The sequence below is a fragment of the Clostridium guangxiense genome (genome assembly GCF_021043395.1).
GTDB lineage: Bacteria > Bacillota > Clostridia > Clostridiales > Clostridiaceae > Clostridium_S > Clostridium_S guangxiense.
On sequence record NZ_JAJNKE010000017.1, the window covers coordinates 61824 to 75596 of the forward strand.

Genomic DNA, 13773 nt, shown 5'->3' on the forward strand with positions numbered 1-13773 from the left:
ACTAAATTGACTATATTTTATTACAGATTGAAAGGGAGGGGAGAAACATGAAAAAGGTGAAAGAAATTCTTCCTTTAATTCCATTAAGAGGACTTATAGTATTTCCATATATGGTAACACATTTTGATGTAGGTAGAGAGAAGTCTATCCTTGCATTAGAGGATGCCATGATAAAAGAACAGAGAGTATTTTTGGTTTCTCAAAAGGATGCAAAGGTAGAAGAACCGATTGAAGATGAAATAAATGAAATAGGAACAGTTTGCAGTATAAAACAAATACTTAGACTTCCAGGAGATGCTGTTAGGGTTTTAGTAGAAGGATTATATCGTGGAAAAATAGAAGAGTATTTAGAAAAAGAACCTTTTATAAAAGCTAACATTAATATTATAAATGATGATGAACAGAAATATGATAAGAATGAAGCAGAGGCTCTTATAAGGCTGGTAGAAAAATCTTTTAAAAAATATGTACAATTGTCGGGGGCAATACCTAAAGATACATTAACATCTATTGAGGATATTAATGAACCTGGAAGATATGCTGATATTGTCGCTTCGTATTTAATCATAGATTTTGAAGATAAACAAAAAATGATTGAAGCTTGTGATTCAATAGAAAGACTAGAAGTTGTACTTACAATACTTAAAAATGAGCTTCAAATACTTGAGCTTGAAAGGCAAATTGGAAGTAAAGTAAAAGAAAAGATTGATAAAACTCAAAAAGAATATTATCTAAAAGAGCAAATAAAAGCTATGAAGGAAGAACTTGGGGAAGAAGACGAAGAAAAAGAAGAGATAGAAAAATATAAGCAAAAAATTTCTAAAGCAAAACTTCCAAAAGAAATAAAAGAAAAAAGCTTATATGAACTTAAAAAACTAGAAAATATAGGCAGTTATTCTTCAGAAGGAGGGGGGATAAAAACATATATAGACTGGATTTTAGATCTCCCTTGGAATAAAAAAACAAAAGATAATCTTGATATTAAAAGAGCTAGAGAAGTGTTTGATAAGGAGCATTATGGGCTAAAAGATGTAAAGGATAGAATTATAGAATACCTTGCTGTTAAGAAAATGAGTGGCTCTTTAAGAGGACCTATACTTTGTCTTGTAGGTCCACCTGGAGTTGGTAAAACGTCAATTGCAAAGTCAATAGCACATGCTGTAAATAGAAATTTTGTGAGAATGTCACTGGGCGGAGTAAATGATGAGGCTGAGATAAGAGGTCATAGAAGAACTTATGTTGGAGCAATACCTGGCAGAATAATTTACGGAATGAAACAGGCAAAAGCTAAAAATCCGTTATTTTTATTAGATGAAATAGATAAAATGAGTTCAAATTATAAGGGTGAATCTGCTGATGCACTTCTTGAAGTTCTTGATAGTGAGCAAAATAGTACTTTTAGAGATCACTACCTAGAGCTTGATTTTGATTTATCCGATGTAATGTTTGTAACTACGGCAAACACTTTAGATACTATACCAACACCTTTACTAGATAGAATGGAAGTAATAGAGGTGTCAGGATATACTTATGAAGAAAAGTTTCACATAGCAAAAAATTATCTTATAAAAAAACAGCTGGAACAGCACAATGTTGATGAAGATAAGATAAAGTTTATGGATTCTGCAATATATTATATTATTGAAAATTATACAAGAGAATCTGGAGTGAGAAATTTAGAGAGAAAAATAGCAACAGTTATAAGAAAGTCTATAACTGACATGGTTGAAAAGGATAAGAAAATTATAAACATAAATACAAGCACAGTAAAAAAGTATTTAGGAACAGATGTATATATGTTTGAAAAGATTGACAAGGAAGATAAAGTTGGAGTTGTTACAGGAATGGCTTGGACGGCTTATGGTGGAGACACACTTCCTGTAGAAGTAGTAATTATGCCTGGAAATGGTAAACTTCAATTAACAGGCCAACTTGGAGATGTAATGAAGGAATCAGCGGAAGCAGGTTACAGTTATGTTAGGGCAAATGCTGAAAAGTATAATATAAAAGATAAATTTTATAAAGAAAAAGATGTTCACATACATGTGCCAGAGGGAGCAGTTCCTAAAGATGGACCATCAGCAGGTGTAACAATGATAACTGCTATGGTATCTGCATTAAGTGATAAAAAAGTTAAACATAATGTGGCTATGACAGGAGAAATTACTTTAACAGGCAGAGTACTTGCTATAGGTGGACTTAAAGAGAAAACTTTAGCAGCATATCGTGCAGGAGTAGATACTGTAATAATTCCAAAGGAAAACGAAAAGGATATTAAGAAGATTCCAAAATCCATAAGAGGAAAAATAAATTTTATACCTGCAGATAGAATAGATACAGTATTACAAAATGCTTTAATAGGTGGTATTAGCGATGGAAATAAAACAAGCTGAATTTATAATTTCAGCAGCTCAAAAAACACAATTTCCCTCTAACAACATGGCGGAAATTGCCTTTGTAGGAAGATCAAATGTTGGCAAGTCTTCTTTAATTAATTCTCTTACTAATAGAAGAAAATTAGTTAAGGTTAGTTCAACGCCAGGTAAAACAAGGTTAGTTAACTTCTTTTTGATTAATAATGAATTTTATTTTGTTGATTTGCCAGGTTATGGTTATGCAAAAGTTTCAAAAAGCCAGCTTGAAAACTGGGCTGCTACTATAGAAAATTATTTGGTGGGCAGGAGACAGCTTTTTAAGGTTGTATTACTAGTAGATTCAAGGCATAAGCCTACAAAAGACGATATAACCATGTATGAATGGATTAAGTATTATGATTATAAGTGTATGATTGTGGCTACTAAAAGTGATAAAATAACTAAAAATGAAAAAGCTAAAAACGAAAAAATAATAAGAGATACATTAAAGCTAGATAACAATGAAAAGATATATTTCTTTTCATCTCTTACTAAAGATGGCAAACAAGAAGTTTTGGATAATTTATTTGATGAGGAATAAAGGTGAATCAATAATATTTCGGAACATTAAATATTGTTGATTTGCCTAACCAGAAATCAAGGAATATTTTTGAGGTATAAAGATGATTGAAATTATAGTTGATATATTTATAATAATCTTTATTTATGTGTTCCCAATAGTTATTTTTATTAAATATTTCAGCAAGACAAAACATAATAAGTATATGAATTTTTTATATATTGTAATATACGCAGTAGGTGTTATTATAACTTCTAATTTTATGGACAACCTTTTTCCATTTATCTTTATTATTTTATCAATATTAATTTTAAAAAATAATATTGATGAAAATGACTATGATAAGTACAGTTTTAGTATTAGAAGGGTTAATATTATAAAAGCTGCTGAATACTTTATAGTGTTTTATACAATGAATATAGTGGCAGCTTTTATTTTTCAATGGATTTTTTTAAAGTTTAATATTGATGTACAGCAACAAGAAGTTGTAAGTGATATGGAAAAAATGAAATTGCTTAGTATTATTAAATATATACCTGTGAGTGTAATTTTTGCTCCTATATTAGAGGAATTTATATTTAGATTTATTTTGTTTGAAAAAATTTTAAAAGGCAAAATAGGCTTATATGCAAGCTGTATTGTTTCAAGTATGTTATTTTCAACTTTACATTATAATTTAAAGGCCCTTCCAGTTTTGTTTATTCTTGCTGTAGAAAATTGTTATCTAATTCACAAAAAAGGTTTTTGGTATTCTGTTTTAAATCATTCTTTGTTTAATTTTATTACAGTTGCCGCAATTTTGTCTGATAAAATAAAATAGTGAATAAAATTAGTAAAAGTGGTTATCATAAATTGTGAGTGGAGAAATGAAACTCCATTGGTATAAAATGAAATTTATTTTATACTGAAACCCCCCATCCCCATTGGGATCGCTTAAGTGCGGTCCCTTCTTTTATGCTCTTAGATTTATGAATTCTATTTAATGTTCTAAGATCTGTTGCTTAACCATACTAGTTATAGCTTAGATCTAGATTTGATATTTTAAAATAATATGGATTGTCCTTATTTTCTTCCGAAGCCCTAAGTGTAACATCCAGTGAATAGTTTTTTAGCTCATTTACATTAGATTTAGATATGCTTTTAAAGTTAAGTATCCACTTAACTTCTGAGATTTCTCCATCTTTGTTATAACGAGTGTCTTTAAATGAACCATCTTCAAAAGTATAGGTATTATTGTCTTTAATTAACTTGTTATATATTTGGGCAAATGTGCTCCAAGAATCGGAGTAAAAAATTTTATCTTGATTTTTTAGTTCATTAGGATCCAATGTTTGTATTTTACATATAAGCGCCGCTACGCTGTCTTTTCCTATAGCATTATCTTTATAATTAGCTGTATAGTTCTTTAATTTATTTCTAATAAGAATGAAGTTTGAAAAGTCTATTTTATTATTAAAAAAGTTGGCAGATATTATTTTTGGTGTCTCGTTATTATGGCTGTCTATTAAACCGATTATGTTATTATAATTATAAAGTACATCCTTGAAGTTGTTATTATCCCATATAAACATATGTTGTATTGGTGTATCATTTTGTGAGCTTTGAACAAACATTTCATTTACTTTATCTCTTGTTACATCAGCTAGAGTAAGCGTAATAGGCCAATAATTTTTATAGGAACCCATTGTCTTTATAACTTTATTTGGCTTTAATATATAGCTTCTATCCTTACAGTTAACTTGTATAAAATATTTATCATTATTTGTTTTTATGTAAATAATATCATTGTTGCCATCACCATTTACATCATAGTCTTTAATTACTGTATTTTTGGAAGTTATATTAAAAGTTGATACTGATTGCTTGGACAAAACAAATATCATAAATAATATAACCATGGAAACAAAAAGAATTATATAGTATAGATGTTTTCTTTTAAAAAAAATCACATTGAATTTCAAATAAATCACCCCGCATATAATTAACATATTTAATTATATGCGGGGCGATTAAATATTTTGCATGAAATTTTAATTAAAGTGGTTTTTTGGATTTGCATTTTTTGCACATTCCATAAAAATACACTTGATTTGACATAACTTCATACTCAGTATATGAAGCTACTTTTTGGTTTAATTCTTCAAAGCTTAAGTCACGGATATCATCCACCTTACCACAAACTAAACATTGTATATGAGGATGAGAAAGAATGTTAGCATCGTATCTAAAATTCCCTTCTCCGACATTTAATTCTTGAATAAGATTCACTTCAACAAGAGTTTTCAATGATTTATAAACTGTAGCTAAACTCATAGTTGGATAATCTTCTTGAAGTGCTTTATAAATTGTTTCGGCAGAAGGATGTTCAGTAGTTGATTGTAGATATTTATATACAGCTATTCTTTGAGGAGTTAATTTTAGCTTTTTTTCTTTAAATGTTTCTGTTATGCTATTCATATGCACCATCCTTTATTATATAACTATAAATATTATATAATAAAAATTATTAATTGTCAAAAGGAAAATATAGTATAAGCTACTTTGATGATAAAAACATTTTTTATTATAGCACTTTTTTTATATATAAGTTGATTTATTTTAAAAATATGATAAAATATATCTTGATAGTGTTAATTATTTAACAATCAATTAATCCATGTTTATTTTTATTTTATAGTTATTCTATTTATTATTAAGGTTTTTGAATTTATATATTAAAAACTTTTATCTATAAATGGAGCTTATCTTTATAAGAGCAGGTTAAAACTGTTCTTTTTTTTATTAAAAAGTTTAAATAAAGGCCTATTAAAAAATTTTAATGGGAATTTATAAAAAAATGCTGTAAAATATAAATTGTATTATATTACTAAAGATGTGAATTAAAATAGAACTACAAGGAGGATACATATGTCTTTAAGCAAATCATCATCATATAGTGGAAATAAAAATTTAAAAAGAAGAAATTCAAAAAAGAAAATAAGCAAAGCTAAATTTATTGCATATTTTTTTATTTTTCAAATATTATTTGGATTCTTAACAGCACCATGGATAGTATACTATGGTCCTTTTAATAACTTAAAAAAAAATATAGTTGGTACTGCAATGAGTACTTTTTCACATCAATTTTTGGCAACAATGTTTTTATCTGATACTAAAATACAAAAAATTTTAAACGGCGATAGTGTAGGAGTTGCTAATTATCAAAATGAAGATTTAAATCAAATTAATGTAAATAAATATGATAGCAAAATAGATTATAAAACCGTTAAGTCAACGGGATTTACAGGCCATGTACTTATAATACATAATCCAACTAAAGTAAAAATAGGGTATTCCTCCAAGCTAGGAATCCAGGGAGAAAAAACCAGTCAAATTGCTAAAAATAATAATGCGATGGCTGCTATAAATGGTGGTGGGTTTCAAGATAAGGGAGCTAATTCAACAAAGTTATGGACTGGAACAGGGGCATTCCCAATAGGTATAATAATAAGCAAAGGTAAAGTTGTATATCCTAAAAGTGCAAATGAAAATCAAAAGTACTATGGGATATCTGGAATAACTAAAAATGGAGTTTTAGTTGTGGGAAATTATACAATAGCTGAACTAAAGCAAAAGGGCATAATTGAAGCTATTAATTTTGGACCAAATTTAATTATTAATGGAGTAGTTCAAAATAGGGATACAAATGGAAATAATATAGATAGCCAGGGATTACAACCAAGAACTGCTATAGGGCAAAGAAAAGATGGTGCTATTATTTTGCTTGTAGTTGATGGAAGGCAGGGTATTCAGCTTGGAGCTTCTATAAAGGATGTGCAAAAAATAATGGTAGAGGAACATGCATACAATGCAGTAAATATGGATGGTGGCGCATCAACTACAATGTATTTTGATGGGCATTTAATAAACAATCCATGCGATAAATTTGGAGAAAGGACAATATCAACAGCAATATATGTTGAAGACTAGAGGTAATCAGAATGAAAGCATCTAAAATATTTATTAAATGGATTATAATATCACTTGTTTTTCAGTTTGCTCTTTATTTATATTTGGATAGATTTTATTTTTCAAGTGGAGATAATTTAAAAGTAACTGAGGCTAAGAGTGTATATAAGGCAAAGCAAATAAAACCAAATGTAACTATTCCACACGGTGCTGATAATATAAGTCTTTCATCTGACTGCAGATATACAGCTTATTTTGATAATGGAATAGTAAAGGTGGTGGATACTAATACAGGCAAGGGCAGAAAATTATCATTTGGTGGAGGAGTTCAATGTTTATCATATAAATGGATTTCAGATAGCAATAGAATGATAATAGCAGAAAAAATAAAGTCTAGTGTCAGTAGGAGTATAAGATTTTATTCATATGATGCCGAAAATCAGCTTAAGGAGGAGATAAAAGACTATAATACTGAAAAAGTAGATTCGATACCGGTTGGTGTGGGTGAAAATCAAGTATCTATGGCAATGTCAACTTTAACTGGTGTTATGTATGCAAAAATTTCATATGCAAATGGATTATCGAGTATTTATAGAATAGATGCAAATGAGACTATGACAAAAATTAATACTGTAGTTAAGAAAATAGGAAAAATAGGAGTGGCATCAAGGGATGATCAACTTGTTTATGAAGATGCTACTAATTCTAGAGTAAGAACAAACACAAGTTGTAGAGTTATAGATATTAATGGCAATCTTCAATTTAGTCTTTTAGGAACAGATGATGATAATAACATATATGTAGGAAATAAAATTGGGAAAATAAATAAGATTTGTTATGGTAAACTTGCAGAATCTCAAAATTTGTGGAAGATAGTTAACCTTAATTCTTCATATGATGCCGAAAATCTTAAAATTATTGGTGATGGAAAAATATATTTTGTAGATGAAAATCATGGAAGAATTACAAATGTAAGAAATGAAAATTACTGTACCTATGATGGAAATTTTATAGGAATATACGATGGAAAAATTGCTTCAGTAAGTGATTCGAAATTATTGTTAAAAAATATAAATTAACTTTTATATGAATGTTTCATTTTTGTAACAAGATACATCTAATCTTGACTTAAGTGAGTTTTATAGTTATTATTATATTAATTGTCTGGTATTGTAATAAGTATAATATTTTTTGTATTTTTTTATGAGAAAAATAAATATTTTGTATTTCTTAAGCATATTCATTTATGCTTTTGCATATTCATATGTATTACAGGGTTAGGGGGAGTTAATAAATTGGTTAACGAAGCTGATAATAAATACAAGGTAAAAGGAAAAAAAGTATTTATCATACTAAGCGGGATAGTTTTAGTTTCAATTGTATATGTTTCATCTTATTTTTTGGGCAGAACGTTAATGGTTAATGATAGGTATGTAAGTAAGAATATAAAAGCTAAAACTAATGGCACATATAAAAGTACTGAAGTTGATATTCAAAAGGACAAAAATGTAAAAATAAAAGATATTAAACAGGTTGAGAACGATGGTGTAAATAAAGAAACTGATGATAAAAAAAGTTTAATTGCTTTAGGACAAGCTGAAAAACCGCTTAAAGTTCAAGTTGACCTAAGCAAGCAAAGGGTTTATGTTTACGATGCAAAAAGTAGAATGGTAGAGGATTTTATATGTTCTTCAGGTCTTGAAGGGTATGATACTCCAAAAGGTGAGTATAGGGTAAAAGAACGAGGATATTCTTTTTATAGCGAAAAATATAAAGAAGGAGCATATTACTGGGTACAATTTATGGGAAATTATCTATTTCACAGTATTCCTTTTGATAAAAATCAGGTGATTGAAAAAGAAGAATCAAAAAAACTTGGCACTAAAGCTTCTCACGGCTGTGTAAGATTATCTATAGAAGATGCTAAATGGATGTATGATAATATACCAAGAGATACATTGGTTAATATAAAATAGGATTAATTAGAGAGGAAATATAATGGATAAGAAACAAGAAAAAAGGAAAACAGGTAAAAAATCCAAAAAAAAGAAGAAAAGTTTCTTTAAAACGTTTATATTTTTTATAATATTTGAGATTATATTTACTGGACTTACAATTTTGCCATATGGGTTTTACGGACCATTTAAAAATTTTAGAAACAATGTCGTTTCTATTTTGATGGGAACAGGAACAAAACAATATATAGCTAAACTGTTTTTTAGTGATGCAGAGATATCACAAATACTAAAGGAACAAAGTAAGGTTACTGCTACTAATGTGAAGAATGTTAAGACTAAGGTTATAAATGTTGATGTGGATAAGAAGACTGGTGTTACATTGATAACAGATATTAAACCAGTATCTGGTGGTAATTATACGAATGCTTATGCACTTATAATATCAGATCCTAAAAGAGTAAAAGTTGGAGTTACAAGTAATTTAGGATATGTTGGACAAACTACTCATGACATGGCAAGAAAATATAATGCTGTTGCCGCTATAAATGGTGGTATGTTTCAGGATACCACAGGAAATGGAACAGGTGGAGTTCCGTCTAATGTTGTTATTTCTAATGGTAAAATTGTTTATCCAACAGATTCTACTAAGCTAGATGATGAAATGAATGACGTTGTAAGTATAGATAAAGATGGAAACATGAAAGTTGGAACAAAGGAATCTCCAAATGAACTTATAGCAAGGGGAGTTACTGAAGCTGTATCTTCAGATCCATATTTAATTAAAGATGGAAAAAATTACATTGAAGAAGGAACTAATATGGTAGGGGCACAACCAAGAACAATTATAGGTCAAAGAGCAGATAAAAGTATAATTTTTTTGGTTATAGATGGAAGGCATGGTTTTATGAAAATGGGAGCTACTCTTCAAGAAGCACAGCAGCTTATGAAAGAACTTCAAGCTGTTAACGCTGTTTGCATGGATGGAGGAGGATCTTCAACTATATATTATAATGGTGAAGTAATCAATAAACCATCTAGTGCTACAGGTGAGAGAGCAGTTCCGGACATATTTTATGTAGCACCATAGAAAAGGAGATTTCATATGAGAAAACTTAGAAATTTGATTATATGGATAATTGTTTCTATAATTGTCCAAACTGGTGTACTGTATTATTTTGATAAATACCATTTTAGGAATGCTGGAGATGTTACTTATAAAGTTGTAAAAAGTACTGAAAAAAAGGATGAGGTTATTTCTGTATCTATTCCTAAGGATGCTAAAAATATAACAACTTCATATACAGGTAAATATGCATATTATTATTCTGGAAGTTCTATTTATGTTGTGAATATGTTAACTGGAAAAAGTAATGCAATAAAATTGGGAGTGGATATTGATAATGTATGTATTGATTGGAGCAGTACTAGCGACTCCCTTTTAATGCTTGAACTTGATCCGGATAATTTATTTTTTAAAGTTTATACATATTATCCAGATACAAATAACAAAGAAGAAAATCAGGATGCTGAAAATAAAGCTAGAAAATATTATTTGGGCAAAAATTCAATATTAAACATGAAGCAAAACAATCTTACTACTCTTATTTATATTAAATCTGCTTATAGTAAAAGTTCAACTAAAAGATATATGAGTTCTTTGGACATTACAAATGGAATAAATCAACTGGATTTACCAATAAAAAATATAGGAGATTATTATATTTTTAAGGCCGAAGACAAACTTGCATATGAGGATGAGGTTGATAAAAAAGTTTATATTAGTAAGCAACAGAGTAAAGGTGATGTAGAAACTCAAAAGGTACAGATAAGTGGAGTAGACAATTATAAGCTCATATCGGTTTATGATAAGTATATATATGTTGGAAACTTAGTTGATGGCAAAATTGATACTATTTATTATGCGTCTATTGCTTCTCAAAATTTAGGGAATGATAATCAAAGTAGTAATAGTAAGTATTCAAATATAAAGAGCAGTGATATTTTACCAAATAGAGAGAACAAAAGCGATGATTTTACGGCAGATTGGCAGGAAATTAAGCTAAGGAAACCAATAGATCCAAAGTTCATTAGTATTTCTACAAATACTGGAGATATGCATATTATAGATAATCTTAGAGGTACGGTAGAAAATATTAAAACTAAAAAGAAAACTCAATTTGATGGTCAATATGTAGGGATGTCTGACGATGACGTTGTTAGTTTTAATTCAGATAAAGGTAAACTTATAGAAACAAAACTTAAATAATAGTCTATGTTAATAGGGGCTGTCCAACTAAAAAATTGCGAAGCAATTATAATAGTGAAGGCTTTTAACGAGCAAAATGAAGTTAAAATCCTTCACTTTAATTAGTTCGCAATTTTTTATTTAATCTGATATAATTAATTACATGTATTTTTATATTCAAGCGAGAATGGAGTGATTTGATTTGGATACGTTAAGGCAGATAGCGATTGCAAAGTTACTTATGATGCCAGCAATACTTATAGCTTTTACATTTCATGAGTATGCTCATGCTGTTGTAGCCGATAAATTAGGAGATAAAACACCTAAATTTCAAGGTAGGATAACACTTAATCCATTAGCTCATATTGATTTGATTGGATTTATAATGATAGTATTTGTCGGTTTTGGCTGGGCTAAGCCTGTTGAAACTAACCCTAATGCATATAAAAATTATTATAAGGATGATTTAAAGGTATCAATAGCAGGTCCTTTGGCTAATCTTTTAGTTGCATTTATTTTTGCATTAATAACAGGAGCAATTAATAAGTTTTTACCTTTTAATGAAATTATTATTATAATTTACTTGATGGCCAAATATACAGTTTCAATAAATTGCATGTTTTTTTTGTTTAATTTAATTCCTATACCAGGGTTAGATGGCTTTCATGTTTTAAGAGATTTATTTCCAAAAGCTTTTTATAATATAGCAGATTCGTTATATAGATACCAAATGTTAATATTAATTGCACTAGTTATGCCTATCTTTGGAGGTAATTCATCACTGGCAACCTTTATTATAGGTATACCATCTGAGCATATAGCTAATCTGTTTTTAAGGATAGGAGCACTAATATAGGAGGTTGTGAAAAAAGGTATTCTATAGGTTTTACTACATCGCACATAAAGCCTTATGAGCGGCCCGTAAAAAAGAATACCTACATTTTTTACATCATCCTATAGATTATGTTACCTAAAATTCAAAAGTTACAGATAGTATATTTATATTAGTATTTTAGGCATTAAATATAATAAGGAGAATGATAGATGAGACTTAGAAAAAAAAGATGGGCAAGACCGGAGATGGAAGAAAGCCCATTATGTATAACTAATCCAAGTGAGTACAAAGGAAGATGGAAAGAAGTTTTTAAGAATAATAATGATATATATCTTGAGCTTGGCTGTGGGCGTGGAGAGTTTGTTTCTAAAATTGCAGCTAGAAATCCAGATAAAAATTTTATAGCTATAGATCTTAAGGATGAGGTTTTGGTTCTTGCACTTAGAAAAGTAGTTGAAAGTGAAATAACTAATGCTGTAATAGTGCCTCTTCAAATAGCGTTTATAAATGATGTGTTTGATAAGGGTGAAATAAGCAGGATATATATAAATTTTTGTAATCCATGGCCTAAGGATAGGCATAAGAAAAGAAGATTAACTCATACCAAATTTTTAACTAAATATAAAGAATTCTTGAGGGAAAGCAGCGAAATTTGGTTTAAAACGGATGATGATGAACTATTTACAGAATCTTTAGATTACTTTTCAGAATGTGGTTTTGAAATAAAATATATTACTTATGATTTACATAAAAGTGATTTTAAAGGAAATATAGAAACTGAATATGAAAAGAAATTTTCAAGCCAAGGAATAAAAATAAAATTTTTGATAGCAAAACTTTTGTAATAAATTTGTATTTGAAGGATATGATTTCATATGTATGAAGATTTAAAGGGAAAAGTTGCACTTATTACAGGTGCATCAAGAGGAATAGGGAGAAGTATAGCTGTAGAATTATCAAAACATGGGGCTATTGTTATTATAAATTATAAAGATGATGAAAAAGGTGCAAATCAAACGTTAGAGGAAGTAAAACAAAGTGGTGGAAATGGAAGTTTATTTAGATGTGATATAAGTATAAATAGCGAAGTTAAAAGTATGATTGAAGATATTGTGAATGACTTTGGAAAAATAGATATACTTATAAATAACTCTGGAATATCTAAAATAGGACTTTTTATAGATATGGCTGAAAAAGACTATGATGAAATAATGAATGTAAATTTTAAAGGCGTTTATAATTGCACAAGCTATACGGTAAAGGACATGATTAAAAGAAAGTCAGGTTCTATAGTAAATATATCATCAATATGGGGAAGTGTAGGCGCTTCATGTGAAGTTTTATATTCTTCCTCAAAAGGTGCAATTGATTCATTTACAAAAGCACTAGGAAAAGAACTAGCTCTATCAGGCATAAGGGTCAATGCCATTTCTCCTGGAGTTATAGATACAAGCATGAATGAAAATTTTTCTAAAGAAGAAAAAGACGAACTCATAAATGAAATACCAATGATGAGGTTTGGTAAGACAGAAGAAATTGCAAAGTCAGTAGTGTTTTTAGCAAGCAATGAGGCTTCATATGTAACATCACAGGTTTTAACTGTTGATGGAGGAAGAATATAACGCGCGGGTTTTGTTTTAGCTCATTATGCTTCCAGGGCTAAGATTAACCACTTCTTTGATAGAGAATTTTAGACTTTCAGGTAATACAACGTATATATAGATAAACAAGCTGAAATATTTAAATTACCAATACCAAATTTATCCTTACAAACTAGAATTTGTCGAGCTGAGTGAAGGGTTTTAATTCGCCCTGCTCATTAAAAAACTAACTTTTTCACTTATGTGAAAAGT

General features: G+C 29.0%; 13 protein-coding genes. 11 read left to right on the plus strand and 2 right to left on the minus strand.

From position 1 onward, the window contains the following. Positions 1–47: 47 nt before the first annotated feature. The 3 genes from lon to LQK79_RS11440 all read left to right on the plus strand — a co-directional run bounded on the left by lon (position 48) and on the right by LQK79_RS11440 (position 3754). Positions 48–2393 (plus strand): endopeptidase La, encoded by a 2346-nt coding sequence (gene lon, locus LQK79_RS11430; protein WP_231016648.1) that lies wholly within the window; start codon positions 48–50, stop codon positions 2391–2393. Beyond that, entirely contained in the window at positions 2374–2955 is a 582-nt protein-coding gene (gene yihA, locus LQK79_RS11435) for a ribosome biogenesis GTP-binding protein YihA/YsxC (protein ID WP_231016649.1), read from the plus strand. The genes lon and yihA overlap by 20 nt, the downstream gene beginning before the upstream one ends. An 82-nt stretch (positions 2956–3037) precedes the next feature. After that, positions 3038–3754, plus strand: coding sequence for a CPBP family intramembrane glutamic endopeptidase (locus LQK79_RS11440; protein WP_231016650.1), 717 nt, complete (start codon positions 3038–3040; stop codon positions 3752–3754). A gap of 190 nt (positions 3755–3944) precedes the next feature. On the opposite strand, the gene LQK79_RS11445 is transcribed toward LQK79_RS11440, so the two are convergent. Beyond that, positions 3945–4832 carry a hypothetical protein gene (locus LQK79_RS11445; RefSeq protein ID WP_207642160.1) on the minus strand — a complete coding sequence of 296 codons (888 nt, stop codon included), beginning with the start codon at positions 4830–4832 and terminating at the stop codon, positions 3945–3947. 136 nt (positions 4833–4968) lie between these two features. After that, positions 4969–5391, minus strand: a complete 423-nt coding sequence (locus LQK79_RS11450; RefSeq protein ID WP_231016651.1) for a transcriptional regulator PerR — start codon at positions 5389–5391, stop codon at positions 4969–4971. Between the two features lie 450 nt (positions 5392–5841). Here LQK79_RS11450 and LQK79_RS11455 point away from each other — a divergent pair, with 450 nt between their 5' ends. The 8 genes from LQK79_RS11455 to ymfI all read left to right on the plus strand — a co-directional run bounded on the left by LQK79_RS11455 (position 5842) and on the right by ymfI (position 13542). Then, positions 5842–6903, plus strand: coding sequence for a phosphodiester glycosidase family protein (locus LQK79_RS11455; protein ID WP_053243371.1), 1062 nt, complete (start codon positions 5842–5844; stop codon positions 6901–6903). Positions 6904–6914: 11 nt separating this feature from the next. Continuing rightward, entirely contained in the window at positions 6915–7961 is a 1047-nt protein-coding gene (locus tag LQK79_RS11460) for a hypothetical protein (RefSeq protein ID WP_231016652.1), read from the plus strand. 216 nt (positions 7962–8177) lie between these two features. After that, positions 8178–8858: a L,D-transpeptidase gene (locus tag LQK79_RS11465; RefSeq protein ID WP_231016653.1), complete on the plus strand. Its 681-nt coding sequence runs from the start codon at positions 8178–8180 to the stop codon at positions 8856–8858. 22 nt (positions 8859–8880) lie between these two features. Next, entirely contained in the window at positions 8881–9927 is a 1047-nt protein-coding gene (locus tag LQK79_RS11470) for a phosphodiester glycosidase family protein (protein WP_231016654.1), read from the plus strand. A gap of 15 nt (positions 9928–9942) precedes the next feature. Beyond that, positions 9943–11106, plus strand: a complete 1164-nt coding sequence (locus LQK79_RS11475) for a hypothetical protein (RefSeq protein WP_231016655.1) — start codon at positions 9943–9945, stop codon at positions 11104–11106. 220 nt (positions 11107–11326) lie between these two features. Beyond that, on the plus strand, positions 11327–11941 hold the full coding sequence (locus tag LQK79_RS11480; RefSeq protein ID WP_157055851.1) for a site-2 protease family protein: 615 nt from the start codon (positions 11327–11329) through the stop codon (positions 11939–11941). A gap of 188 nt (positions 11942–12129) precedes the next feature. Beyond that, positions 12130–12765, plus strand: coding sequence for a tRNA (guanosine(46)-N7)-methyltransferase TrmB (gene trmB, locus LQK79_RS11485; protein WP_231016656.1), 636 nt, complete (start codon positions 12130–12132; stop codon positions 12763–12765). A 30-nt stretch (positions 12766–12795) separates the two neighbouring features. Then, a complete protein-coding gene (ymfI, locus tag LQK79_RS11490) occupies positions 12796–13542 on the plus strand; it encodes an elongation factor P 5-aminopentanone reductase (protein WP_231016657.1) in 747 nt (248 codons plus the stop codon). The last annotated feature ends 231 nt before the right edge of the window (positions 13543–13773 follow it).